A 25,010-nucleotide genomic window follows, 5' to 3' on the forward strand; every position below is an offset into this window, starting at 1 on the left:
TCCCGAAAACAAAAACTCTAGCAAACATAGAAATTCCGAATTGATTTAAACATGTATTGCAATAATAAAGCTTTACCAATTCCGAAAAAATTTATAACGCATATAAAACAAAAGCCGCACTAAGTAGATAGTACGGCTTTAGCAACGATGTAACAATCGAGTAAAAATTACGCCAAGTTAGCGTTAATGTAGTCGATTGCTAATTGTACGGTGGTGATTTTCTCGGCTTCTTCATCAGGAATTTCGGTTTCGAATTCCTCTTCAAGAGCCATTACCAGCTCAACGGTATCAAGAGAATCGGCACCAAGGTCTTCTACGAAAGATGCTTCAGTTTTTACTTCTTCTTCTTTAACACCAAGTTGCTCGGCAACGATTTTCTTAACGCGTTCTTCAATGCTGCTCATAAGGTTTTTTAACTCCTAGTCGGTATAAATTCGGTTGAGCCGCCGTCCGTTTCCTGCGGTTACGACCTGTTATATTGTCGCGGCCAAACACGAGGCCGCATTGTACATGCATAACAATAAATTTGTGAATGCAAGATGTGAAAAAATTCTCGTTATTAAGCGCTAAAGACTAATAAAGTCCTTACGCCATATACATACCGCCGTTTACATGTAAAGTTTCGCCGGTAACGTATGCTGCGCCGTCGCTTACAAGAAAGTCGACCACAGAGGCAATTTCTTCTGGCTCACCCAAACGGGCAAGTGGAATAGCTGCCAACATAGGGGCTTTTTGCTCGTCGGTCAAAGCCCGTGTCATATCAGTATCAATAAATCCTGGGGCAACAGTATTCACCGTAATGCCACGAGAGCCAACTTCTTTTGCCAAAGAACGCGCAAAACCTGCTACGCCCGCTTTTGTAGCGGCATAGTTAGTCTGACCAGCGTTGCCCATCGAACCAACCACCGAAGCAACATTAACAATGCGTCCCCAGCGAGCTTTCATCATTGAACGCAAAACGCCCTTAGAAAGTCGGTACATTGAATTCAAGTTGGTGTTGATAACATCAAACCATTGATCATCGCTCATGCGTATTAACAAATTATCTTTGGTAATACCTGCGTTGTTGATCAATATTAAAGGCGCAGACCAATCTTTGCTTACAGACTCTAAGAACGTCTGTACCGATTCGGCATCACTTACATCAAGCACATAACCCTGACCAGAAATACCTTCTGCTTTTAAGTAGTCTGTGATAGCCGAGGCGCCATTTTCACTGGTTGCAGTACCAATAACAGTTGCCCCAGATTTACCAAGCTTCTTTGCGATTGCCGCGCCGATACCTCGCGACGCGCCAGTTACTATCGCGACCTTACCTTCTAATGACATAAATTCTTCAACCTAATTGCGAGTAAACTTTCAAAACCAGGTATACACCCAGCTTTTAAAATTAAGCGTTGACGGCCTCAACCGCTTCTGAAATTGCATCAGGAGTCTCTGATTGGAAACACTGTATGCTTTTGTCAATGCGTTTGATCATACCGCTAAGCACTTTACCAGGACCGCACTCAACGGCCTGTTGAACACCACTTGCCGATAAAGCTTTGACACAATCAACCCAGCGAACCGGTAAATATATCTGCTGAATCATTAAATTTTTGATCGACTCAGGATCACTTTCTTGCGCAGCGGAGACATTGTGAATAACTGGAATCTCTGGCGAATTGAAAGTAACTTGCTTTATCTCTTCAGCCAACTTTGTAGCAGCAGGCTTCATTAATATGGTATGGAAAGGAGCGCTTACGGCCAACGGCATGGCTTTTTTAGCACCAGATGCCTTACACGCCACTATGGCTCGGTCCACCGCTTCTTTATGCCCAGCTATTACAACTTGACCTGGAGCGTTATAGTTAACCGGAGCAACAAATTGATCTTCTGCAGCTGTCTCACAGGCCTTCATTACCGACTCATCATCAAGCGCTATAACAGCTGCCATAGCGCCAACACCCGCAGGTACGGCTTCTTGCATGTATTTGCCACGCAGCCTTACTAAATTAACTGCGTCTTCAAAACTAACCACACCAGAGCAAACTAGAGCCGACCACTCGCCCAGACTGTGTCCAGATAAAAACGCCGGACGCGCCTCAGTGATGCTTGACCATACTCGCCAAGCGGCAACACTGGCCGTTAACAATAACGGCTGAGTAATTTCGGTCATGTTGATTTGCCCGGTCTCGTCATTTTGGGAAAGAGACCATAGATCGTAACCTAATACCGCCGACGCCTGCGCGAAGGTTTCTTTAACGATGGGATACTCACTGGCAAGCTCAGCCATCATACCCACAGATTGAGCACCTTGGCCGGGGAAAATAAATGCCAAGTTCGGCATAGTCATAAAAATTCTCTTTTATAATTAAATAGATACTTATCTATTTTCAGCTCAGCCAAATTAATGAAATACACAAAGAACTAACTGTCCTGAAAATAACGTTGAAGCCTGCTAGTGGTTTGCTTCTTGGCAAAATCCGAAGCCATTTCAATAGCAAACCGAAAACTCTGCGCGTCTGCGGACCCATGACTTTTTATCACCGCACCGTTGAGGCCCAGAAAACAGGCGCCATTATAGCGAGCAGGGTCGAATTGTGTACGCCATTTTCGCAACAATGGCCGGGCAAATTGGCCAAGTGCACGACCATAGAAGCTAGATTTAAACGACGATTTCAATTGAGACAAAGCCAGCTTGGCAACACCTTCACTCACCTTAAGGGCAACGTTGCCGACAAATCCGTCGCAAACAATAACGTCAACCGTTCCGCTGTATATGGAATCGCCTTCAATATAACCAACATAGTTAATGTCCGGACACTCAGAGAGCAGCTCATTCGCTTGATGAATTAACTGATTCCCTTTTTGCTCTTCAGTACCAATATTCAGCAGCGCAACCTTAGGTGAAGCATTGTCATCGAGCAGTTTTGCCAAACCGCTGCCAAGACGAGCAAACTCTAGTAACTGATGAGGATCGGCTCGCACATTGGCGCCCAAATCGAGCATGTAACTGTGTTTATTTAAGGTTGGAATCGGCTTACATATCGCTGGCCTACGAAGACCTTCGTAAGTACCCAGAATATGATACCCAAGCGCCATTAATGCGGCAGTATTACCGGAACTGAGACAAATTTGGGCTCGTCCCTCAGCAACAGCGTTTAAGGCCCCGGCCATCGTTGAATCAGATCGATGTCTCAAAGCATATGCGGCACTTTCTGTCATCAATACAGAGCTGTTAGCTTTGATAACTTGGATATTGCTGGGAAGATTTTGATGATTAATATTCTCGGACGAGAAAATCAATAATGTATCGGAAGGATGTTCACTTGCATAATCTATACAAGCTGGAATTGTTGAGTGGAGACCTTGATCTCCACCCATCGCATCAATAGCGATAGTAATTGACGATATCAACTACTCTTCGTTACCTGTGCTAATTACTTTCTTGCCACGGTAGAAACCGTCTGCGCTCACATGGTGACGCAAGTGTTTTTCACCAGAAGTGCCGTCGATTGAAAGAGTTGGGCCAGTTAAAGCATCATGAGAGCGACGCATGCCACGACGTGAACGGGTTTTTTTGTTTTGTTGAACTGCCATTTTTTAAGCTCCTAAAATTTTCGATTGAAGCTGGGGCGCCTTTAGAACAGACATTAGTCTGACTTACTCGACGAGCCCTTTAATTGCTCCAAAACGCTAAATGGATTAGTTTTTGGGATTTCTTTCGGTTTTTCACCAGAAGAAAACAAATTTTCTGGAATGCACTGATGTTCATGAAAAGGCGCTATTGGTACCTCAAGAAGAATTTCTTCTTCAATCAGTTCATATAGATCAGCACTTTCACTTTCAACAATCCAAGGATCTAGTGATTTCGGTAATTGTTTAGCGGCTTCTTGATCGCGAACTACCGCAATATTTACCGATGTATCTATCGGAAATATCATTGGCTCTAAACAACGTTGACAAGTCAGAGCAATTTCTGACTTGATCTCACCCTGAATCACAATATAACCGTGATCATCAATATCAAAAGCAAATGTTACTGTAATAACATCTGACTGATTATGTGCCAGCTCAGATAAGCGATCTAGGCTGTTGATAATCACATTACCTTCAATAACAGCATCTTTTTGAGCCAGTTTTCTAGCATCAATAAAGCGTGGTATTGAATTTCGGATGGTGCGCTCATTCATAGGCGCGCAATTCTATGTATACTGCTGTTGACTGTCAAAAGAAATTCTTGCTTTTTAGGCACAAATCCATATTAAAGAACATATAAAGACCTATTCCCCGTGAAAGTCCAATCAAAACCTACACTCGTTCTTGCCTCTACCTCAAAATATCGAGCTGAAATCTTGGCAAAACTCGGATTAGATTTTATCCAAGCAGCATCGAACATCGATGAACGTCTTATCGAACTGGAAGCACCAAGCTCACGAGCTTTGCGCTTGAGCGCCGAGAAAGCCACCTCGGTAAAATTACTGCTGTCGGAAGATCAGAGACCTGCACTTATTATAGGATCTGATCAAGTTGCACACATTGATGGAACAATTTTGCGAAAACCGGGAAGCTTTGATATTGCCTTTCAACAACTCAAGGCATCCAGCGGAAAATCTGTCAAATTTGAAACTGCCGTGTCGATTTTTTCAACCGAGAACCAGCAAACACAGTCTATTCTCGAAGCCTGCACGGTCAATTTTAAAAACCTTTCCGATTTACAGATAGAGAATTATCTAAACAAAGAACAGCCATTCGATTGCTGTGGGAGCTTTAAGTCGGAAGGATTAGGAATAGCCCTTTTCGAATCAATCGAAATTGCCGACCCAAACACACTAGTAGGCTTGCCTTTGATCGCCCTATGCAAGCTGTTGAGCCAATACGGAATCGAGGTAATCTAGGTACAACACCTAACAATCCCCCTACACACCTTGAAAAATCACAGTAACAAGTGAACGTGCTACAAAGCCATTCAAACGATGACTCTGTAGCGCATGTCAAGATTAGTAGTTCAATTGAAAGTGCGATTCACTAGATACTTTAGAAGAAATGCCCTCTCCCACAGAAATGCCAAATTTCTCGACAAACTGTTCCAATGGGTTTTTCTGGACACTGTAATCAACAATATTCTCAACACCAACAACATCTCGAGCCACGGCTCCAGCGCTACCTAAACCATCCACCAGCCCTAGATCTTTAGCTTGCTCACCATTCCAAATTAAACCGGAAAACAAATCTGGGTTATTAGTATCAATTTTGTCACCGCGGCCTTTTTTAACCACAGAAATAAACTGATCGTGTGTATCCTTTAACACGCTGGTCCAAAAGTTAACCTCTGATTCATTCTCTGGTGAGAAAGGATCTAAAAAAGCCTTATGTTCACCGGCTGTGTATTGGCGCCGCTCAACACCTAATTTTTCCATTAGATCGACAAAACCAAAACCTGAAGCAACTACACCAATGGAACCGACCAAACTCGCTTTATCGGCATAGATCTCATCGGCGGCTACGGCGATGTAATATGCACCTGAAGCACCGAGATCAGAAATCACGGCGTAAACTTTCTTATCAGGATAAAGACCTTTTAATCGGTATATTTCATCATTTATATAACCCGCCTGAACCGGACTACCTCCCGGACTGTTGATCGCCAAAATAATTGCCTTTGACTTATCAGATTCAAAGGCCTTTCTTAGCCCGGTAACAACCGTGTTGGCATTGGCGTCTGAGTCAGCAGCAATTACGCCATTTACACTCACCAAACCAACATGCTCCGACTGCACCTCAATGGCACCCGAAAATTGGCCACCAGCACGCAATAGAAAAAGCACTGCAAAAATATAAACAAATACGAGTACTTTAAAAAAAATACCCCAGCGACGTGTACGTTTTTGCTCTTTATGAGTCTCCAGCAAAATCTTTTCGATGATCTGCCATTCTTTTGAGCTCATGTTATTCGAAGGATGATCTGACACTGTATCTCCTAAATAAAGACCGAGTTAATGCGTGAATTTATACGTGGTAAGTTGAGCTGAACCCGATAGACACTCAAAACAGGTGATTGGTTGCGATTTTGAAATAATTGGGTCAGCGTGCTATTTACCAAGCTCAACCCGCTGAATTGCGTGTAGTTTTAGGAGTATTGCCAATATAACAAATCAGGCAACGAGTCTGCGACGTAACTCAAATCGAATCTGTGCAAATTTTGCACGCAATGAGAACCATAAGACACAGCAATGCGATGCATATTGGCCGATTGCGCCATTTCCATATCAAAAGAGGTGTCTCCGACCATAACAGCATCTTTTGGTGTGAAGCGAAGTTCATCCAACAATTCAAAAAGCATTTTAGGGTGTGGCTTTGATTCGGTTTCATCAGCACATCGAGAAGCGCTGAAAAAATGCTCAATACCACTCTCGGAAAGCACACGATCAAGACCTTTGCGACTTTTTCCGGTTGCGATCGCAAGTGTGTGCCCTCGATCTACCAAAGTAGAAAGGGTTTCTTCAGCACCACAATATAACGTAAGTGGCGAATCATCAGCTAAAAACGCCGCCGAATACGCCGCCGCCATGCGCTCAACTAAATCGTCATCAGCACGTGGATACAGGGTAGAAATTGCATTGGTTAACGACAAACCAATGATGGATTTTACATCTTCATCACTGCACAAAGATTCGCCCACTTGGTGGGCCGCAAGGTGGACACAACGAACAATCTTGTCGAGGGAATCACACAGAGTCCCATCCCAATCAAATACAAACAACATAGAAGAAGCACTAAATTCATCAAGTAGAGAGAAATCCGATCAGCTTATTAGATCGAGTGTTTTGCGCAAATCTTCGGGAATAGGCGCTTCAACTGATATGAATTTACGACTTTCTGAAGAAGAGTCAGGGTTGGGTATTTCCAGTTTTTGGGCATGCAAAAACAGCCTTTTAAGACCTAATTTACGAAAACAGGCGTTAATTTCATCATTACCATACTTATCATCGCCTACCAACGCGTGTCCCAGATACTGGGCATGAACACGAATCTGATGAGTTCTGCCAGTAATTGGAACAGCCTCGATGAGCGAAAACTGCCCAACTCCAGATAAAACAAATTGCTGTAAGACCTGAATATTGGTTTGAGAACTTTTACCTTCTTCAGAAATTCGCACAAACTGTCCGTTCGATTTGTTTCCGACGCGCTCCAGAGGCGCATCACAAAATACGGATTTTTCTTTCCAGACACCCATGGTCAAAGCAAGATAACTTTTCTTAAATTCGGTTTTTGTTTTTAGATGTTCTTGCAAAAACTTAAGAGCACTTCGCTTTTTAGCAACCATTAGGCAACCGGAAGTCTCTTTATCGATACGATGAACCAACTCTAAGAAGCGACAATCTTTTCGTACCTCCCGCAACGCTTCAATTAATCCAGGTGATCCGGCGTCATCACCATGCACTGCTATACCGGCTGGTTTATTGATAACCAAAAAGTAAGCATCTTCATACAGTACTGCCTGTTCAAGATACTGAAACAAAGCCTGGCTGATCGCCGTCTTTGGTTTCTCGGCCGCCACTCTGATAGGAGGAACGCGGACAACATCGCCTAATTCGAGCTTATACTCTGGTTTAACTCGCGATTTATTAACTCTTACCTCACCTTTCCTAAGAATTCTGTACAAACGCGACTTGGGAACACCTTTCAGTTTGGAGATTAAGAAATTATCAATTCGTTGACCACTATTTCCATCATCGATGGTAATCAGCTGGACTTTTTCATACTGAGTTTGCAACGCGAGTAGACTCCGTTATTGAGCGTTAGATTTTACGAAGTGTAATGGATTGACCAGAAACCCCCAAACGTAGCGCAGCTGCACAACATGAACAGCTCAATGTTTAGTCGCAATAGTGGATTTTTTTGGACTTTATAATCGAATAACTTAAATGTTAAGTTGCCAACAGAGAGAATGCTTGATAAATTAATTTGTGGGTTTTTCAAAGAGTTCTGGGCAATTTAGGTTACATCAAACGCCAAGTCCTTCAACTTTGCAAAGCAATATAGCTGACAGAGACTCTAAACGACAGCAAGCTCTTCAAATGCACAAAATTTTGAATGCTTCTGATCTTTAGTGAAACTATTTCTCTGTGCGCTTTTTTGAATCAAAAAAGTAACAGTTATCTACCTTACCAAAGTGATTGCGTGCGCAAACTAATCTAACCCCACTCCAGAGATTCAACAAAATGGACTGCTATACTCAGTACCATTTAAGACTAATTTCTGGTAGCTCTTTATAAAAAGGAAAAAACCCATAAAAATCAGCGAATTAATGCCAAAAGCTAACGTTGATTACAAGGATTTAAACCGTAAAAAATCGTACAGAAAAAACCCAGTGGTCAATTATCGCTGGACTATTATTAATGTGTTGCACAGCTAATATTAAAAACTGTTAATAGTTTAATTGGTGAGCAACATTTTTGAGCGTGGCAACATGATTTAATTGAGGAAACTCAGGATTGTAAGAGTTTTGTCTGGGTAGCATTCATTTGCAAAGCCTATTAAAACTAAACTCTTAGGTAATGTTTTCATCAAAATGTAAACACGGCACTGACATAGAAATCATATTTAGAACAGATTAAGAAGTACGAAAAGACTAGAACAATTATTTAATAAATAGGCGTGGCAATAACAAAGTAATTCAGTGATATTTCGATAGAATTACGCTGAATTAATGAACACAGTGATTAGGTAGTTTTTTAATTAGCTCCAAAACTAGCAGTTTTGGGAGCGCAGTTGCTAACAAAGTAGATATTGACGGCCTTCGGGTCAAAGATGGCTTACATATATTCTCAACATTAACAAAATTTAGCGCTTCAATTACCAGCGTCAATTAGTCCCAAAACCGCAAGGTTTGTGCTAAAAATTTAACAGACAGGCTGTTAAAAATTTTCAGGACTCTGATTAAAATGAGAATTTATTTACCATCGTCCTTGTATTACTGATTAAATATTAAGCAAAAATGCAACTGCACATAATTTATACCCTTATACATCAGCTAAAAATCATTGTGTAACTACTAAACTGCAAGCTCACCTCAAATTAAAAATTTGTGGACGGGAAGCACACAACGCAACAAGTAGAACAAGCCATATGACGCTTAAAATTAAACATGTACCGAATTCCAACTTGTTAAAGTCTCTTTTCAACCCGAGATAATCTCTTCGAAAACAAAAACTTATGATATTTATGTTTAGGCTGCATTAGCAGAGCTTTTGAAAACCTGAACTATGAGTCACCGAATTCGTCTTTTTTGCACAAGTACATAATGGCGGAAATGCTTGGTAACCCAAGCGAAACAACGGCAACTCTTACAGTCTTGAACCTTTATAAATCTTGTATCGAGCTTTTTTGATACGCGCCACGCCTAGTAACTTGAATTAGCTAGGTGAATTATGAAAAGAATGTTAATCAATGCCACTCAGCCCGAAGAGCTGCGTGTTGCACTTGTTGACGGTCAATGGCTTTACGATTTAGATATCGAAAATCGCACCCGCGAACAAAAGAAAGCCAATATCTACAAAGGCAAAATTACCCGCATCGAACCAAGCTTAGAAGCTGCGTTCGTTGACTATGGCGCAGAGCGCCATGGTTTCCTACCTCTTAAAGAAATTTCTCGCGAATACTTCATAAAACAACCTAAAGATATTGAAGGTCGTCTACGTATCAAAGACGTAGTTAAAGAAGGCATGGAGTTAATTGTTCAGGTTGATAAAGAAGAGCGCGGTAATAAAGGTGCTGCACTTACAACCTTCGTCAGTCTTGCAGGTCGTTATTTGGTTTTAATGCCAAACAATCCGCGTGCTGGTGGCATATCAAGACGCATAGACGGCGATGATCGCAGTGAATTAAAAGAAGCTTTAAGCGGTATCGATTTACCTCAGGGTATGGGCATTATCGTGCGTACCGCTGGTGTTGGCCGCAACGCCGAAGAGTTACAGTGGGATCTAGATGCTCTAGTACACCTTTGGACCAAAATTAAAGAAGCTTTTGAAACCGCTCAATCCCCTCTTCTGTTTAGAGAAAGCGATGTAGTTATTCGTGCGATTCGTGACTACCTACGCCCTGACATCAAAGAAGTTATCATTGATAACGAAGAAGCTTTCGAAAAGGCCTGCGGATTTGTTGATCAAATCATGCCCAATTATCGAAACAAGATTAAACTCTATAACGAGCGTACCGCGTTATTCAGCCGCTTCCAAATCGAGAGCCAAATCCAAACTGCCTTCCAACGTGAAGTTAAACTACCTTCTGGTGGATCAATTGTAATTGACGTTACCGAAGCTCTAGTTTCTATCGACATTAACTCGGCGCGCGCGACTAAAGGCGGCGATATTGAAGAAACCGCTCTTCAAACCAACTTAGAAGCAGCTGATGAAATTGCTCGCCAATTGCGATTAAGAGACATCGGCGGCCTTCAAGTAATTGACTTTATCGACATGCAATCGTCGAAAAACCAGCGTGAAGTAGAAAACCGACTTCGCGATGCTCTATCGATGGATCGTGCACGTGTACAAACCTCACGAATCTCGCGCTTTGGTCTTCTAGAGATGTCTCGCCAGCGTTTGCGTCCGTCATTAGGTGAAACAACATCTAAAGTATGTCCGCGTTGCAGCGGTCAAGGAACCATTCTAAGTACCAAGCCATTGTCATTGTCTATTCTTCGCTTGATCGAAGAAGAAGCACAGAAAGACTTTAGCGCCGAAATTAGAGCCATCACTCCGGTAAGCGTCGGTACCTACCTATTAAACGAAAAGCGTAAATCCATTTCTGATATCGAAAAGCGCCATAACACTCGCATAGTGATTGTGCCAAATGAAGAAATGTTTACTCCGCATTTTGAAGTTCAACGATTGAGAGAAAATGACGAAGGCACTCTCGAAACGAGCTACAAAATAACCGTCACTCATGAAGAGCAGCCATCAGAATCGCAATCTATTCTGGGCGAGGTAACTCCGGAGGTTCAAAAAGCCGCCGTCGAGCGTGTTGCTCCTCAAACTCCGGCGCCAGCACCGACGAAAGAACCCGGCCTGATTAGCAAACTATTAAAACTCATCAAACAGTTCTTTAGTGAAGACGAGAAACCTGAGACTCACAAAAAGTCAGTGGGCAGACATAATCGCCGTCGCCGCGAAGATGGTCAGTCACGTCCGCGAAGAAATAATCGTAATCGCGACGACAATAAAACTCCAAGCGATACCCACACTGACAGTACTCGACGCCCGAAAAAAACGGATCGTAATAACGAAGAAGTTTCTTCCAATCGCCAAACCTCAATAGCGGAAGAAACAAAGAATCGAAGTAACGATACAGTACAAGATGATCGTCCCAATAAGCGCCCTGCCAACAAGCGTCCACGCCCTCAACAAAGACGCCGCGGCCGCCGTGAGCAAAATATTGGCGATGATCAAGTTCAAACAGCGATAGAAAGTAGCAACAACGCGACTGAAGAGTCTTTGAATCAACAGGTTTCCAACGCGATTGATTCTCAAGAAGTGATGATGAAACAGGCTCCAAGCGAAACGACTCCTGCGGCTGAAGCTCCTCGATCAGAGATCGATAAGCCAACAACCAAAGCTGATACTCAGGTTGAAGTTGACAGTGCTCCAGAAGCGAAAGAGCCTGAAGTTACCGAAACAACAGCACAGATCGAGAAGATTGAGACTCAAGAGCCAGAAGCGGTGACTGAAGAAGCGAACAACACAGAACCTTCTGTAAAAGTAGAGACTCCGGAAACACAAATCACTGAACCACAAGAAGTGATGGCCTCTGAACAGGACCGTGCTAGTGCAGAAGACAGTGCTAGCGCAGAAGACAGTGCTAGCGCAGAAAAAGTTGTTGACGCTCCAGACGAAGTCTCTGCGGTAACTACTGATGCTATCTCTACAGAAATACCTTCTGAAGAAATGGCTACAGATACATTAGAAGCTACTGACAAGAAAGCCGACGAAAAAGTACGTGAATACACTCGTGCCAGTAACGACCCTAGAGTTAATCCAAGAGTGGTAAGTACAGACAGTATTCAGTCATTAACCTGCGAAGTGCAATTATCTCAACCACTAGATACCGCACAGCCTGCGCAGATCATCAGTAATCCGCGGGCACTTGCAAGACCACTTAATGATCCTAGAAGACAAAGAGAAGCGTAATTTGTCTTAGATAGAACCTTTATAAGGCCTCCCATCTCACGATCGGAGGCCTTTTTTATACTCCGAGCGTGTCAAAAATTCACCACAGAATTCACTATTTCAGCAACTTGGATAAATAATTTACAAGATTACAATTTCTATAAAAAATAAAGGCTTAGGCTATTGCGTTAGTAGATACGCTATGTATAATGGCGCCTCTTCCGGTGGGGTGGCTGAGTGGTCGAAAGCGGCGGTCTTGAAAACCGTTGACTGTAACAGGTCCTAGGGTTCGAATCCCTACCCCACCGCCATTTTCCCCTTCTCTTTTAAAAGTTTTTATCACTTCGTTAAACTTCTAATAGGCTTTCAAATCTTTTAAGAAAACTCTCGAATAATCTAAGTTCAAATTAGTCTTTTCAAACAATAAGCTTTTAAACAACAAGTCCTTATATTTCGTTTTGAATGAAATCATTTTTGATGCATTAGAATTTATGAATCTAATAGCTTGTAATGAACTCACAGCAAGTTCATAACTCCAATTATCCGACAAGAAGAATTCAAAATACTTTCATTTAGCATTGATCTTCAAATGCACCAAATATATATTATAGTATTCAAACGAAACTTTAATTTAACGTATGAATCTTATAAACTTAAGTACGACAGCACCTCACTTTCTACTTCAATAAATTTATAACGAACGTTTATGGGTGTGCAAAGTACTTGATTTTGACTAGAGCACCCTTATTATTAACCAACAAAATTACTTGGATTAATTGGAGAAACTCAATGCGAGATATATCAGCAACTCAATCTGCTGTTTTGCAAGCAGAACAGGTCAGCAAGGTATTGCGCAATACCTATACGTTGCTGGCTATGACTCTTCTTTTCAGCGCAGTAACCGCAGGTATTTCCATGGCTTTAGGCTTTGGTCGCGGTATTGGCTTAATCTGCTCTTTGGGCGCAATTGCATTAGTTTGGTTTGTACTACCGCGCACAGCAAATTCTAGCGCAGGTATTTGGACAGTGTTTGCGTTTACCGGTTTATTAGGTTTAGGTCTTGGACCAACCCTAAACGGTTATCTTGCTCTGTCTAATGGTGGCTCAATCATCATGCAAGCCTTAGGCGGAACCGCGATTGTATTCTTTGGTTTGTCTGCCTACGTTTTAACTACTCGTAAAGACTTCAGCTTTATGGGCGGCTTCTTGATGATTGGCTTGATTGTCGCCATCGTTGGTAGCTTAGGTGTATTGGTAGCAAGCTTGTTCGGTGTTGACGTATCAATGGCTAGCCTTGCAATCAGCGGAATGGTGGTACTATTGATGTCAGGTTTCATTTTGTTCGATACCAGCCGCATCATTCACGGCGGTGAGACTAACTACATCATGGCAACCGTTGCCTTGTACCTAGACATCTACAACCTATTTACATCTCTACTTCACTTACTCGGCGCGTTAAACGACGACTAAGTAAAACGAAGCTAGATAATAAAAAATGCCCCAACTTTGGGGCATTTTTTTTGCGATCTCAACATTACATCAAACTCAAAACACTATAGACTTTGTCATCGATTGCATATTAATTCAGTACAAATTCACATGATTTTTTCTCTGGCCGTTTATAGCTCACCTTCCTCAACCATTTCCTACAGTGCTTGGCAGTTTGCAAAATCAATCCAGAACAGCGAGCATCAGTTGTATCGCGTCTTTTTTTACTTAGATGGCGTTTACAACGCAAACCAGTTAATGACTCCGCCCACGGATGAGTTGAATATGGCAAAACTTTGGAAAGAGCTAAACGCCGAGAAATCCACCGAGCTGTGCGTTTGTGTCGCCGCAGGAATTCGTCGAGGCGTGGTAGACAAATCTGAAGCAGCAAGACACAACCTAAACGCCTTCAATTTAGCGGAAGGTTTTGAGATTGTCGGTCTTGGCCAACTGCTGGACGCATCTGTAAAATCGGATCGATTAGTAACCTTCGGCTAAATCATGCAACCTAAAAATCTCCTCTTTGTTATTCGTCACTCCTCCTATGGATTATTTCCTGGGCGCGAAATACTGGATGCCATTCTGGCCGCTTCTGCTTATGGTCAAAATATCCAAGTGCTGTTTATGGACGAAGGCATCTGGCAATTAAAGTCAGATCAACAAGCCAATCTTATTGCTCAAAAATCGGTAGAAAAAAATCTGGCCGCCTTTGAAATTTACGAAATCGAAGACTTATTTGTCTGCGAGAGATCTGCATTGGAACGCGGAATCAGTGCTGACAATATTTCCGTCGATGCACAATGGTTAAACACTGCAAGCATTCAAACGTTGTTATCCCAACAAGATCAAATCCTGAGCTTTTAAAATGATCTTACACATAATCAATCGCTCGCCGTTTACAACCAACCATTTAAAAAACTGCCTAGAGGTCATATCGCCTGAAGACGCGCTATTATTTATGGACGATGGAGTCTACGCATTACAAGGTGACCTTTTAAAAAATCTACCATTCAAAATTCACGCAATAGAAATGGATCTACAAGCACGTGGTTTAAATGGCTCAAATTCCAGTGCAACAATCATAAACTACGCACAAATGGTAGAATTAGTTGCTAAATACCCACTGTCTAAAACTTGGTTTTAAAACGCTCGGATACGCAGCTCAGCATGGCAGATTATTTAATTGTTAATGACCAGAAAATATCTCTCGACGAAATAGGCTTTTTGGCTAACGTAAATGAGTGGAATCACGACATTGCCAAAGCTTTCGCAGAATTAGAAGGTATAGAACTGACGGATGAACACTGGGAAGTGCTTAAAGTCTTACGTGACTTTTATGAAGCCTACGAAATTTCTCCCGCTATGCGGATACTAGTAAAAGAAGTGAAAAAGCAGTTAGGCAATGACAAAGGCAACAGCATTTATTTACTGAAATTGTTTCCAGAAAGTCCGGCCCGCAGGGCAAGCCGTATCGCTGGCTTACCAAAACCAACCAACTGCTTGTAATCAAGATTTATTTTTCCCAAACTTCGCCGTGAATCGTTACAACCAAATTACGAACCCCACCCAGATTACGGTGTTCGCATAAATAAATTCCCTGCCAGGTTCCCAGATTTAACTCCCCATTTGTGATTGCAACCGACACCGCATTGCCCAAAATACTGCTTTTAAAATGAGCAGGCAAATCGTCGCTGCCTTCTAAAGTATGTTCGTAGTATGCCTGATCTTCAGGAACTAAATGGTTAAAAAAATTTTCGAAATCCGATCGCACCGTGGGATCGGCGTTTTCGTTGATCGTCAGTGATGCGGATGTGTGCTTAATAAAAACATGCATTAAGCCGATTCTAAAAGAATGAACTTCTGGTACTTGTTTAAGTATTTCCCGGGTAACTAAATGAAAACCCCTAGGCCTAGGAGCAATAGTCACTTCTTTTTGAGTCCACATTTAGTTTCCCAGAATTAATAAATACATTTTTATTTAGCAGATTCGTGGTAATTGCTCGCCATTCAACCAGTCAACCATTCTACGACCACCGAACTGGGTAACCATTTGCACAAAATGGTGCTCATCGGCTAATACCTCACCAATAATAGCAGCATCTTGTCCTTTAGAATGAGATCTCATTACCTCTAACAGTAGATCAGCTTGCTCTGGGGGGCAAATGGCTAATAATTTACCTTCGTTAGCAACATATAATGGATCAAGTCCCAAAAATTCACAGGCCGCAGCCACTTGTGATTTAATGGCTATGTTTTTCTCATAAAGACAAATCCCAACCTCAGATTGTTGCGCAATTTCATTCAAGGTATTGGCAACACCGCCGCGAGTTGGATCGCGCAAACAGCGAATACTGGGTACAGTTTCAATCATCACCTCAACCAAATCATGAAGGCTTTGAGTATCACTGACGATTTCAGATTCGAATCCTAGGCTCTCTCGCTGAGATAAAATGGCAACTCCGTGATCACCAATACTGCCGGACAATAAAATCTTATCGCCGGGCTTAACAGAGCTGCCAGAGCACTCGACGCCATCAAAAACAACACCAACACCAGTTGTCGAAATAAACACACCGTCGCCTTTGCCTTTTTCAACAACCTTGGTATCACCAGTAACAATAGGAACACCAGCTTCTTTTGCGGCGTTTGCCATGGAACGCACAATGCGCTGTAAATCAGCGAGAGGAAAACCCTCTTCCAATATAAAACCGGCGGATAGGTAAAGGGGCTTAGCTCCGTTCATAGCAACATCGTTGATTGTTCCGTGAACGCTCAACGAACCGATATCTCCACCCGGGAAAAACAACGGCGAAACAACATGACTGTCGGTTGCCATAACCAACCGCCCTTTAACAGGAGGTAAAATGGCGCCGTCATTACCTTGATTTAAAAAATCGTTTGAAAATTCCGCCGCAAATAACTCGGAAATTAATTGAGCCATGGCTCGACCACCACCACCGTGAACCATTTCCACCGTGCCGGATTTAAAATCTAAACGTTTCACCCATTCACCTCTACGGCATCAATAACATTTGCCGATGAATTTAAAAATCGACCATATTGATAATATGCAGCACAGGCGCCTTCAGAAGAAACCATGCAAGAACCGAGAGGATTATCCGGCGTACAAGGATTATCAAACAATTTACAATCATTGGGCTTTTTAACGCCACGCAAAATAGACGGACATTCACACGCTTTATTATCTTTGGGCACAGATTTCATACTTTCTGTATAAGTAACGAATATTTCCTGAAATTTATTTTCAGCGTCGAACACTGCGTATTTTTCGCAAATTTTTAACGCACTTTTTTCAACAAAACCTAAGCCACGCCACTCAAAAGTATCTCGCAGCTCAAAAACATCATCGGTTATCGATTTCGCTTTTTGATTACCTTCCACCGTTACCGCACGCGTAAATTCGTTTTCAATCTCAGATTTACCGGCATTAAGCTGTTTAATTAGCATTAAAATCGCCTGTAATACATCCAAAGGTTCGAAACCAGCAATAACAACAGGTGTTCCATATTGTTTAGGAAAAATCTCGTAGGGTTTAGAGCCAATCAACGTACTTACGTGCGCAGGGCCAATAAAGCCATCCAGCTTTAGAGGCTCTTCTGCGTCACGAGTTGCTAAAATTGCGTGCATTGCAGCGGGCGTTAATACGTGGTTACAAAAAACCGAGAATTTCTTTAAACCTAATTTTAGGGCTTGCTGAATCACCACCGCAGTTGGCGGCGTGGTGGTTTCAAAACCAATAGCAAAGAAAACGACTTCCTTATCGGGATTTTGTTGCGCAATTAATAGCGCATCTGCCGGTGAATACAGCATACGTACATCACAACCTTGTGCTTTTATCTTCAGCAAACTAGTACGGCCGCTTCCGGGCACGCGCAACATATCACCGTAGGTACATAAAATAACATTTTCAGACTTAGCCAACGCCATCGCCATATCTAGGCGCGCCATAGGTAGAACACAAACCGGGCAACCGGGGCCGTGAATTAACTCGACATTGCTCGGTAGTAAACCGGGTAAGCCGTAACGAAATATTGCGTGAGTATGGCCTCCGCAAAATTCCATTAAATGATAATGCCTATTTGGGTTTGCCGCATTTTTTATGTCTTGCGCTAATTTTTTTGCAAGCTCGCCATCTCGGAATTCATCAACATATTTCATGGGTTTAGACCTACCACTCTCAAGAAGAAATTTCAGCGAACATAGCTAAGGTTTTTTCTGCTTCATCTTTATCCAGCTTTTTTAAAGCAAAACCAACATGCATAATCACAAAATCACCGACGGCCAAGTCTTCTACCAAAGAAACATTAATTTCTTTTTTTATGCCATCGATACTAGCAACGGCCGTAGACTCATCTTTAATTGCTTCAATTTGTACTGGAATAGCTAAACACATAATCGCTGACCCACGATAGACTTACTGATTATTCATCACCTGCTCGGCACTCGATAACGATAGAGCATAGTGTAACTGCCCTACCGAAATACCAGCGTCATTTACAGGTATACGATTCGATAAAACCAATTCGACATCAATAGTATTTAATTGCTGTTTTAACACCGAATACAACAGTTGATTTTGAGCACAACCACCGCTAAAAATAACTCGCTTACTTATATTTGAGTAGGTTTTACTCAAACGACTTAATGTATTTTCAATCGATTCAAACAATCGCGTCGATAATTGAATGTGAAAATCGAGCGCGATTTTTCCGGTAATATCGCGATAATTTTCAAGATTATTAGATTTTTGAAGTGACAAAAGATCGTTCACATAATCACTTAGAACATGACTCAAAGAAATAACGTTACCAGAGTTGATCTTAGTATTTTTATCTCTTAGCGATTTAATCGCGTTTAAAACGATCTCATTAAACTGATTGTTCACGCAAGATAGATTTCCATCACCAGAAGAATTTCTGCGTAAATAATCCAAAGCTCGGGCCTCTAACAGCATAGCAGCCTCGCCTTCGTAAGATTGGGCGCTACACAAACCTAATAATCCGGCAACAGCGTCAAACCAACGCCCGGCACTGGTAGTAGGTGCACAATTAATATTGCCTGAAAGCATTTTCCACACTAAATCAACAGCACTAGCGCTTGGTCGTGGGCTCTGACCAACATCATAGGCTTGAAGCAGAGAATGAGCCGTATCGATACTTAAACCAGTTTGATAGCACCATGCTAACGTCATTCGCCAAGGTTCCTTAGATGCCTTATCGCCGCCCGGCTGGGCAATACGCTCAAGTTCGGCTTGCGGATAAAAATGGTTGCCATCAATCAGTAATAATTCACCACCGCGTGAAGTTTCGTCCCAACCAAATCCATAGCCATCCAAAGCTAAACCCAATACTGGGTTGTTTTCAGAAAATTCTGAAAACACCGCGTGAACATGAGCTACATGATGCGGCACCTCGACAACAGGCACTTGATATTTTTGAGCTAATTCTAAGGCGTAAGCGCGACCAAAACCTTCGGGATGCAAATCACAAGCAATAACCGAAGGTGTAATTTGCATAATGTCCAATAAACGATCGCAAGCCGTGACAAGTGCTTTGCAATTATCGGGATGATCAAGATCGCCCACGTGTTGAGATACACAAATTTCGTTACCGAGATTAATAGCTACCGTATTTTTTAGATAACTGCCAAGAGCAAGTACTGTTTCGGTATTTTTTGTTTTATTTGAAGATAAATGAGAGTTTTTTACATCGAGCTTAAGTGGCGAAAAGCCTCTCGCGAGACGAATAGGAATAAATTGATTGTCTCTTTTGACAAATACCGAATCATCGCAACGGGTATGAATATCGCGATTGTGCAACACAAAAACATCGGCAATCGCATCTAATTTTTGAATGGCTTCAAGATTATCCGTAATTAAAGGCTCACCGCTTAAGTTTGCGCTGGTCATGACCAAACTTAAAGAACAGACTGTTTCTTGAAGTTTTTCAACGGAATAATAATCGTCGGTATTTTTATCGATCTCAGCCAAGCCCTGAAAATAACGCAAATAGGTCGCGAACAACAACCAGTGTAACGGTGATTGCGGCAACATAATGCCCAAGTGATTTAAGCCCGGAGACAATAAAGATGCTGTTTTAAGGTCGGTATTATTGAGAGGCAAAACCAATATCGGTGCAGATTTATCCGCTAAAAACTGCTCATCCGAAGCGTCAACATCTACCCAATAACGTGCTGATACAGAGTTCAAACACATAATCGCCAAGGGTTTAGATGGACGATTTTTTCGTAAACGCAGAGTCTCAATGGCTTTTGGATTATTAGCGTCACAGATTAAATGAAAGCCACCAACAGATTTAACGGCCAGAATTTCTCCCGCCAAAATACTTTTCACAATCGTTTTTAACTGAGATAAATCGTCGACGTTATTTGATAAATTAAAAGCTCGGGTAATGGATTCTTGAGTTTTAAAACGTTCAAAACCCTCTGTTTTTTTAATCGTTACTAATTTGGGTCCACACTGTGAACATGCATTCGGTTGTGCATGAAAACGTCGAGAATTAGGATCGACATATTCCTGATGACAAAGCTCGCACAACTGGAAACTCGCCATCGTGGTATTAGGTCGATCATAGGGTAATTTTTTAATGATTGTAAAACGTGGCCCACACTGAGTGCAGTTAATAAACGGATATAAATACCGGCGGTTGTTAGCATCCAATAATTCTTTTAAACACTCAGAACACGGTGCTGCATCGGCAACTATATTTAACGATAAATTCTCACAAGACTCGCTAACCGCTATCTCAAAACTCTTCAATTCGGTTATAGCAAGAGCATCGCTGCCGGCAAGATTTTCAGTAATAGAAATCGAATCTATTCTGGAAAGACTGGGCGCCCTATTTTTAAGCTGATCAATAAAATCAGAAAACGAGTTACTTTCGCAAGCAATCTCAATAATAACGTCAGTGCCACGATTAAAAACACGTCCACGAATATTAAACTGCTGTGCCAAACCATAAACGAATGGCCGAAAACCAACACCCTGAACTTGACCACAGACGATAATACGCGCGTATTTTTCTACACGTTGAGAGGTGACAAGTTCAGAGCACATAACTTATGCCTTTGGCTCAAGACCGTAACGATCCAGTTTTGCTCTAAGACCAACGCGCGATAAACCCAATTCATCTGCCGCACGGCTTTTATTCCATTTGTGGCGGATCATGGTTTCACGCAAGAGTTGTTTCTCTAGCATTTCTGTTTTGTCTTTAAGCGTACAACCTTCACTCCAACCTTGTTGACGACGAAGTAACGCTTCCAACAACGGTTCTGGTTCGTTATTGTCAGGTAGAACTCGCAACAAACGAGCACTCATTAATTCTGCCCCTAACACGTCAGAATCGGCCAAAACCAACATTCTACGAACTTCGTTTTGAAGTTCACGTACGTTACCGGGCCAATGATAAGCCGATAATGCTTCTAAAGCTTCTTCACTAAAACGTGTTGCCGATTTAGAAAAATTCTTGCTAGATTGAATTAAAAAATGCTCGGCCAACACAGGAACATCGACTTTTCGCTGCGCCAATGGCGGTAAGGTTAAGGTCATTTCAGCTAAACGATAATACAAGTCTTCGCGAAAACGGCCTTCGGCAACTTCGGACTCAAGGTCACGGTTTGTCGCAGCGATTACGCGAACATTAACGGGACGACGCTTGTCATCTCCTACTCGGCGAACTTCTTTTTCTTGTAAAACCCGCAATAACATAACCTGAAAACTTGGTGAAATATCGCCAATTTCATCCAAAAATAAGGTACCGCCATTCGCTTGTTCAAATAGTCCTGCGTGATCATTCATGGCGCCAGTGAATGCACCTTTGCGGTGACCAAATAATTCCGACGCTAATAAGTCATCGGGCATTGCACCGCAGTTTTCAACAATAAAAGGTTGCTCTGCTCGAAGACTGTTGTAGTGCAGTGCTCGTGCAAATAATTCTTTACCGGTTCCAGATGGGCCGGTAACTAAAACAGAAACATCGTAAGGTGCTATTCTTTGTACCTGCTCGCACACTTTATTTAACGGGCTAAATTCGTTACGTACAATTTCGCTTAAAGCAAATTTCTTTTTGAGCTTTTCTTTTTTCTCTTTAATGCGAGATTCGGCTTGTTCAGCAGTTAAACGAATTTCGGTTGATAACAATTCATTTTCGTTTTCTAACTCAACCAAACGGCATGAATTACGTAGCGCTAAAATTAAATGGTCGGGGTGCCAGGGCTTGGTAATGTATTGATAAATTCCGGCATCGTTTAAGCCGCGAATAATATCTTCAGAATCGGTATAACCGGATAAAATAAGACGTGCAGTTTGCGGCCATTGTTTGCGTACTTGAATTAAAAGTTCAACACCACTCATACCCGGCATACGTTGATCACAAACAACGGCTGAAATAGGTTGATGCTCTAAAATTTCGAGCGCTTCGTAGGCGCTGCTTGCACAAATTACATCAAACTCTTCGTCCAGTGTTCGCTCAAGTGCTTCTAATGAACGCTGCTCGTCGTCCACACATAATATGGTTGGTCGGCGATTGAGTGTATTCGCAGAAATTCGCTCTAGCTGAGTCATTTTAATTTACCTTTAATTATTAATATGTTGACTCGCAGCCAAAAGGTTAACCGCTTTAGATCTACCTTTTGCGAGGAACGAAATGGAATAAGAACAATTTATCAAAAGCATAACCATGAAATACTAATTTAAAGCAGCGACTCTAAAGCGTTTACTTGCGCCTTTAAGGCATCAATTCTAGATTGAATTGCAGCGCTACGCTTAGATTCTAGCCAATTCAACCACGCTGCCATACCTTCTTTTGACTTGGCCGAACATTCAATAATTTCAATATTTGGATTAACTCGTCGAGCATATTCAATGCAAGCAGCAACATCAAAATCTAAGTAGGGTAATAAATCAATTTTATTTAAAATCATTAAATCAGAGGCATAAAACATATCGGGATATTTTAGCGGTTTATCTTCGCCTTCTGTAACCGAGAGAATAGCAACTTTATGCGCTTCGCCTAAATCAAACGCTGCCGGGCAAACCAAATTACCAACGTTTTCAATAAATAAAATACCGCCTTCAAGATTACCTAAATGATCAAGAGCATGGCCAACCATGTGTGCATCTAAATGACAGCCTTTCCCGGTATTAACTTGAATAGCTTTGGCACCGGTTTCACGAATTCTGTCAGCGTCGTTAGTGGTTTGTTGGTCACCTTCAATAACAGCCACATTGTTTGAATCCAATAGCTTTATGGTCTCGGTTAATAATGTGGTTTTACCAGAACCTGGGCTTGAAACTAAATTCAGCACTAAGAGATTTTGTCGAGCAAAACGCTCACGATTGACATGGGCGTAGCGATCATTTTTGCCCAAAATATCTTGCTCAATTTGAACCATACGTGCTTGCGATAAACCCGGTGCATGTGCGTGCGCAGGCCCTTTACCATAATGCAGATCACCCGTTGCAGTTTCGCTTGGCGAAAATGCGTGCTCAGCATCTTGGTTATGATGATGATGATCGTGGCTGTGGTTATGACTATGGTCATGATTGTATCCGTGATCATGGTGATGACTGTGCGCGTGATGATGGTCGTGATCGTGAGAATGCGCTGTATTTTCTACAGGATTTTCAATGGTAATTTCACCTTCACTGCATCCGCAAACTGTACACATGTTACTCGACCTCAAGTTCTTTTATTCGTAGTTCGTCACCACCGGTGACTTGAATTTGATAGCTGCCGCAATTTGGGCAAGCATCAAATCGTTCTTTAATCGTTACGGTTTGATTGCACCCAAGGCACCAACCCTGCCCTTGGGTTTCGATAATTTCTAAGCGTGCACCTTCGGCTAAAGTGGATTTGCATACGGCATCAAAACAAAATCGTAAGGATTCGCTCTCTATCATTGCCAGTGGACCAATCTCTAACCAAAGTGCTTTTACCTTGGTAAATGCCTGCGTTTTAGCTTGCTCTTCTAAAACTTGGATAACACCTTCGGCTACCGACATTTCATGCATACATCACCTGAATTTCATAACCTAGGCATGGATCAATGGCTTTAATTAACCATGATGCTAGATCTTTAATTTTCTGATAACGACGTTCGTCATCTATATCTTGCTCGTTTTGTGTTGTGTTTAAGGATACCTTTTTTAGCAAGGTATTTAATAAACCAACGCTACCGTTTGGGAAATTAAAATCTGTTGGGGCGCATATTTTCCAATTTAAAGGATTGCTGTTTTCTTCAAACTCAATTTGATGCAACAACCATCCGCGAGAGGTGTATACCCAAGCCTGACGAACAGCCGTTACAAACGTTTTATCAGATTCGTCGTTGTGCGGGTGATTAACTCTGCTAATAACTAAATTATTCAACTCGCGAGAAGCGTAGTTTTCAGTTGATTTTGAGGCTTCGTTATTAATGAGCCGCTCGAATAAATCGCTTGCGATTGCAGTACTTTTTTCTAATAAACCCACCGCAATATTAACCAAAACCTGCGCACCTAGAGGTTCTAGAGTATTTATTAAAGCAACTGCACCACCAGTAACCACAACGCCTGACTCTAAAGCCGATTTAGATAATAGGTCATCTTCTGGCAGTGTAGACATTAAATAATCCAGCGACGAAAACCGAGTTTTTAAGCATTCATCAAGTTTAAAGCTTACTGCGCCAAAGGTTTGTTCTAAAGTTTGTTTTAAGTTAGCTTGCCACACTAAAAAATTGCAGGTGTTTGTCAAGCTTGTTTCGCTATTTACTTCTGTTTGACCATTAACTTCTGTTTGACCGTCATCATTGACCGCGTGCAAATAGGGATGCATTAAGATTTTTGTCAACCACAACTGCTCTAATTTTTTTGCCGAAAGAATTATTTTCTCACTAAGATTGTGTAAATTGCCGGTTGAATTTTCACTTTCAGACAGCAATTTTTTTTCTGACTTTTCTAGCAACAGCAATAATTCGGTAATATTTTTTAAAAAACTCTGCAAATGGGTTTGTTTAATAGGAAACAACCAAATTTGATGCAACCTTAAAACGTATTCCCGAAAGTTCTCTAATCCAATTCGCGCGCTAAATACCTGTTTTTGTGTTGGTGAAAATTCGTCATCGTCTAGGTTTGACGCGTAGACTCCAGCCACACTGTGCGCATTGCCGCAAATCGAAAATAACATGGGCAAAACGGAGCAAGCTTCTTTAGGATTTTGCTTAATTAATTGCGCGGTAAGCTTCTCGACAGGCCGAGACAAAGACGTTACAACATCCGTAACTCGATTTGATTCTACGTAGATGCTTACGTTTAACTTACCAATGTCCAATTAAAAAATCCTAAGGTTTATAAAT

25 protein-coding genes and 1 tRNA gene are annotated in these 25,010 nt (G+C 41.8%); 8 read left to right on the top strand and 18 right to left on the bottom strand.

Annotation, left to right across the window (positions count from 1 at the left end):
• Positions 1 to 167: 167 nt before the first annotated feature.
• From acpP to ACYQ2C_RS09855, 6 genes are all read right to left on the bottom strand, one after another.
• Positions 168 to 404, bottom strand: a complete 237-nt coding sequence (acpP, locus tag ACYQ2C_RS09830) for an acyl carrier protein (RefSeq protein ID WP_233090530.1) — start codon at positions 402 to 404, stop codon at positions 168 to 170.
• 181 nt (positions 405 to 585) lie between these two features.
• Complete coding sequence (gene fabG, locus ACYQ2C_RS09835; RefSeq protein ID WP_460101987.1) at positions 586 to 1,329, bottom strand: 3-oxoacyl-ACP reductase FabG; 744 nt, start codon at positions 1,327 to 1,329, stop codon at positions 586 to 588.
• 61 nt (positions 1,330 to 1,390) lie between these two features.
• The gene (fabD, locus tag ACYQ2C_RS09840) at positions 1,391 to 2,335 is read right to left on the bottom strand and encodes an ACP S-malonyltransferase (RefSeq protein ID WP_460101989.1); all 945 of its coding nucleotides are present in this window, start codon (positions 2,333 to 2,335) and stop codon (positions 1,391 to 1,393) included.
• A gap of 74 nt (positions 2,336 to 2,409) precedes the next feature.
• Positions 2,410 to 3,399: a phosphate acyltransferase PlsX gene (gene plsX / locus ACYQ2C_RS09845; protein WP_460101991.1), complete on the bottom strand. Its 990-nt coding sequence runs from the start codon at positions 3,397 to 3,399 to the stop codon at positions 2,410 to 2,412.
• Positions 3,400 to 3,582 carry a 50S ribosomal protein L32 gene (gene rpmF, locus ACYQ2C_RS09850; protein ID WP_460101993.1) on the bottom strand — a complete coding sequence of 61 codons (183 nt, stop codon included), beginning with the start codon at positions 3,580 to 3,582 and terminating at the stop codon, positions 3,400 to 3,402.
• 53 nt (positions 3,583 to 3,635) lie between these two features.
• Positions 3,636 to 4,175, bottom strand: a complete 540-nt coding sequence (locus ACYQ2C_RS09855; RefSeq protein ID WP_460101995.1) for a YceD family protein — start codon at positions 4,173 to 4,175, stop codon at positions 3,636 to 3,638.
• 99 nt (positions 4,176 to 4,274) lie between these two features.
• On the opposite strand from ACYQ2C_RS09855, the gene ACYQ2C_RS09860 reads away from it, so the two are divergent.
• Positions 4,275 to 4,880: a Maf family protein gene (locus ACYQ2C_RS09860; protein ID WP_460101997.1), complete on the top strand. Its 606-nt coding sequence runs from the start codon at positions 4,275 to 4,277 to the stop codon at positions 4,878 to 4,880.
• 102 nt (positions 4,881 to 4,982) lie between these two features.
• On the opposite strand, the gene ACYQ2C_RS09865 is transcribed toward ACYQ2C_RS09860, so the two are convergent.
• The 3 genes from ACYQ2C_RS09865 to ACYQ2C_RS09875 all read right to left on the bottom strand — a co-directional run bounded on the left by ACYQ2C_RS09865 (position 4,983) and on the right by ACYQ2C_RS09875 (position 7,759).
• Positions 4,983 to 5,954 carry a S49 family peptidase gene (locus tag ACYQ2C_RS09865; protein WP_460101999.1) on the bottom strand — a complete coding sequence of 324 codons (972 nt, stop codon included), beginning with the start codon at positions 5,952 to 5,954 and terminating at the stop codon, positions 4,983 to 4,985.
• A gap of 158 nt (positions 5,955 to 6,112) precedes the next feature.
• Entirely contained in the window at positions 6,113 to 6,748 is a 636-nt protein-coding gene (locus ACYQ2C_RS09870; protein WP_460102001.1) for an HAD-IA family hydrolase, read from the bottom strand.
• A gap of 39 nt (positions 6,749 to 6,787) precedes the next feature.
• Positions 6,788 to 7,759, bottom strand: a complete 972-nt coding sequence (locus ACYQ2C_RS09875; RefSeq protein ID WP_460102003.1) for an RluA family pseudouridine synthase — start codon at positions 7,757 to 7,759, stop codon at positions 6,788 to 6,790.
• 1,657 nt (positions 7,760 to 9,416) lie between these two features.
• Between ACYQ2C_RS09875 and ACYQ2C_RS09880 the strand changes: the two genes are divergently transcribed.
• The 7 genes from ACYQ2C_RS09880 to ACYQ2C_RS09910 all read left to right on the top strand — a co-directional run bounded on the left by ACYQ2C_RS09880 (position 9,417) and on the right by ACYQ2C_RS09910 (position 15,143).
• On the top strand, positions 9,417 to 12,170 hold the full coding sequence (locus ACYQ2C_RS09880; RefSeq protein WP_460102005.1) for an Rne/Rng family ribonuclease: 2,754 nt from the start codon (positions 9,417 to 9,419) through the stop codon (positions 12,168 to 12,170).
• A gap of 202 nt (positions 12,171 to 12,372) precedes the next feature.
• Positions 12,373 to 12,460: transfer RNA gene (locus ACYQ2C_RS09885), tRNA-Ser, on the top strand.
• Between the two features lie 478 nt (positions 12,461 to 12,938).
• Positions 12,939 to 13,619, top strand: a complete 681-nt coding sequence (locus ACYQ2C_RS09890) for a Bax inhibitor-1/YccA family protein (RefSeq protein ID WP_460047873.1) — start codon at positions 12,939 to 12,941, stop codon at positions 13,617 to 13,619.
• Between the two features lie 129 nt (positions 13,620 to 13,748).
• On the top strand, positions 13,749 to 14,135 hold the full coding sequence (gene tusD, locus ACYQ2C_RS09895; protein ID WP_460102008.1) for a sulfurtransferase complex subunit TusD: 387 nt from the start codon (positions 13,749 to 13,751) through the stop codon (positions 14,133 to 14,135).
• A gap of 3 nt (positions 14,136 to 14,138) precedes the next feature.
• A complete protein-coding gene (tusC, locus tag ACYQ2C_RS09900; RefSeq protein WP_460102009.1) occupies positions 14,139 to 14,501 on the top strand; it encodes a sulfurtransferase complex subunit TusC in 363 nt (120 codons plus the stop codon).
• 1 nt (position 14,502) lies between these two features.
• On the top strand, positions 14,503 to 14,781 hold the full coding sequence (gene tusB, locus ACYQ2C_RS09905; protein WP_460102011.1) for a sulfurtransferase complex subunit TusB: 279 nt from the start codon (positions 14,503 to 14,505) through the stop codon (positions 14,779 to 14,781).
• Between the two features lie 23 nt (positions 14,782 to 14,804).
• A complete protein-coding gene (locus tag ACYQ2C_RS09910; protein WP_460047866.1) occupies positions 14,805 to 15,143 on the top strand; it encodes a TusE/DsrC/DsvC family sulfur relay protein in 339 nt (112 codons plus the stop codon).
• Positions 15,144 to 15,150: 7 nt separating this feature from the next.
• Here the strand turns inward: ACYQ2C_RS09910 and ACYQ2C_RS09915 are convergent, their stop codons facing one another.
• From ACYQ2C_RS09915 to ACYQ2C_RS09955, 9 genes are all read right to left on the bottom strand, one after another.
• Entirely contained in the window at positions 15,151 to 15,582 is a 432-nt protein-coding gene (locus ACYQ2C_RS09915; protein WP_460047864.1) for a secondary thiamine-phosphate synthase enzyme YjbQ, read from the bottom strand.
• A gap of 33 nt (positions 15,583 to 15,615) precedes the next feature.
• Entirely contained in the window at positions 15,616 to 16,641 is a 1,026-nt protein-coding gene (gene hypE, locus ACYQ2C_RS09920; protein WP_460102014.1) for a hydrogenase expression/formation protein HypE, read from the bottom strand.
• Positions 16,638 to 17,816 carry a hydrogenase formation protein HypD gene (gene hypD, locus ACYQ2C_RS09925; RefSeq protein WP_460102016.1) on the bottom strand — a complete coding sequence of 393 codons (1,179 nt, stop codon included), beginning with the start codon at positions 17,814 to 17,816 and terminating at the stop codon, positions 16,638 to 16,640. The genes hypE and hypD overlap by 4 nt, the downstream gene beginning before the upstream one ends.
• A gap of 19 nt (positions 17,817 to 17,835) precedes the next feature.
• On the bottom strand, positions 17,836 to 18,051 hold the full coding sequence (locus tag ACYQ2C_RS09930) for a HypC/HybG/HupF family hydrogenase formation chaperone (RefSeq protein ID WP_460047860.1): 216 nt from the start codon (positions 18,049 to 18,051) through the stop codon (positions 17,836 to 17,838).
• A 21-nt stretch (positions 18,052 to 18,072) separates the two neighbouring features.
• Positions 18,073 to 20,733 (bottom strand): carbamoyltransferase HypF, encoded by a 2,661-nt coding sequence (locus ACYQ2C_RS09935; protein ID WP_460102019.1) that lies wholly within the window; start codon positions 20,731 to 20,733, stop codon positions 18,073 to 18,075.
• Positions 20,734 to 20,736: 3 nt separating this feature from the next.
• On the bottom strand, positions 20,737 to 22,239 hold the full coding sequence (locus ACYQ2C_RS09940; protein WP_460102021.1) for a sigma-54-dependent transcriptional regulator: 1,503 nt from the start codon (positions 22,237 to 22,239) through the stop codon (positions 20,737 to 20,739).
• A gap of 128 nt (positions 22,240 to 22,367) precedes the next feature.
• Positions 22,368 to 23,345: a hydrogenase nickel incorporation protein HypB gene (gene hypB, locus ACYQ2C_RS09945; protein WP_460102023.1), complete on the bottom strand. Its 978-nt coding sequence runs from the start codon at positions 23,343 to 23,345 to the stop codon at positions 22,368 to 22,370.
• Position 23,346: 1 nt separating this feature from the next.
• Positions 23,347 to 23,688, bottom strand: coding sequence for a hydrogenase maturation nickel metallochaperone HypA (hypA, locus tag ACYQ2C_RS09950; RefSeq protein ID WP_460047854.1), 342 nt, complete (start codon positions 23,686 to 23,688; stop codon positions 23,347 to 23,349).
• Complete coding sequence (locus ACYQ2C_RS09955) at positions 23,681 to 24,985, bottom strand: hypothetical protein (protein WP_460102026.1); 1,305 nt, start codon at positions 24,983 to 24,985, stop codon at positions 23,681 to 23,683. Before ACYQ2C_RS09955 ends, hypA begins: the two co-directional genes overlap by 8 nt.
• Positions 24,986 to 25,010 lie beyond the last annotated feature (25 nt).

The sequence above is a fragment of the Sessilibacter sp. MAH3 genome (genome assembly GCF_054658275.1).

What these genes read in the sequence shown, in the direction of transcription:
- acpP (WP_233090530.1), bottom strand. Translation starts at nt 404, where the DNA reads ATGAGCAGCATTGAAGAACGCGTTAAGAAAATCGTTGCCGAGCAACTT.
- ACYQ2C_RS09940 (WP_460102021.1), bottom strand. Translation starts at nt 22,239, where the DNA reads ATGACTCAGCTAGAGCGAATTTCTGCGAATACACTCAATCGCCGACCA.
- ACYQ2C_RS09890 (WP_460047873.1), top strand. Translation starts at nt 12,939, where the DNA reads ATGCGAGATATATCAGCAACTCAATCTGCTGTTTTGCAAGCAGAACAG.
- fabG (WP_460101987.1), bottom strand. Translation starts at nt 1,329, where the DNA reads ATGTCATTAGAAGGTAAGGTCGCGATAGTAACTGGCGCGTCGCGAGGT.
- fabD (WP_460101989.1), bottom strand. Translation starts at nt 2,335, where the DNA reads ATGACTATGCCGAACTTGGCATTTATTTTCCCCGGCCAAGGTGCTCAA.
- tusD (WP_460102008.1), top strand. Translation starts at nt 13,749, where the DNA reads ATGATTTTTTCTCTGGCCGTTTATAGCTCACCTTCCTCAACCATTTCC.
- hypB (WP_460102023.1), bottom strand. Translation starts at nt 23,345, where the DNA reads ATGTGTACAGTTTGCGGATGCAGTGAAGGTGAAATTACCATTGAAAAT.
- tusC (WP_460102009.1), top strand. Translation starts at nt 14,139, where the DNA reads ATGCAACCTAAAAATCTCCTCTTTGTTATTCGTCACTCCTCCTATGGA.
- ACYQ2C_RS09915 (WP_460047864.1), bottom strand. Translation starts at nt 15,582, where the DNA reads ATGTGGACTCAAAAAGAAGTGACTATTGCTCCTAGGCCTAGGGGTTTT.
- hypD (WP_460102016.1), bottom strand. Translation starts at nt 17,816, where the DNA reads ATGAAATATGTTGATGAATTCCGAGATGGCGAGCTTGCAAAAAAATTA.
- ACYQ2C_RS09930 (WP_460047860.1), bottom strand. Translation starts at nt 18,051, where the DNA reads ATGTGTTTAGCTATTCCAGTACAAATTGAAGCAATTAAAGATGAGTCT.
- tusB (WP_460102011.1), top strand. Translation starts at nt 14,503, where the DNA reads ATGATCTTACACATAATCAATCGCTCGCCGTTTACAACCAACCATTTA.
- ACYQ2C_RS09880 (WP_460102005.1), top strand. Translation starts at nt 9,417, where the DNA reads ATGAAAAGAATGTTAATCAATGCCACTCAGCCCGAAGAGCTGCGTGTT.
- hypA (WP_460047854.1), bottom strand. Translation starts at nt 23,688, where the DNA reads ATGCATGAAATGTCGGTAGCCGAAGGTGTTATCCAAGTTTTAGAAGAG.
- rpmF (WP_460101993.1), bottom strand. Translation starts at nt 3,582, where the DNA reads ATGGCAGTTCAACAAAACAAAAAAACCCGTTCACGTCGTGGCATGCGT.
- ACYQ2C_RS09870 (WP_460102001.1), bottom strand. Translation starts at nt 6,748, where the DNA reads ATGTTGTTTGTATTTGATTGGGATGGGACTCTGTGTGATTCCCTCGAC.
- ACYQ2C_RS09855 (WP_460101995.1), bottom strand. Translation starts at nt 4,175, where the DNA reads ATGAATGAGCGCACCATCCGAAATTCAATACCACGCTTTATTGATGCT.
- ACYQ2C_RS09910 (WP_460047866.1), top strand. Translation starts at nt 14,805, where the DNA reads ATGGCAGATTATTTAATTGTTAATGACCAGAAAATATCTCTCGACGAA.
- ACYQ2C_RS09935 (WP_460102019.1), bottom strand. Translation starts at nt 20,733, where the DNA reads ATGTGCTCTGAACTTGTCACCTCTCAACGTGTAGAAAAATACGCGCGT.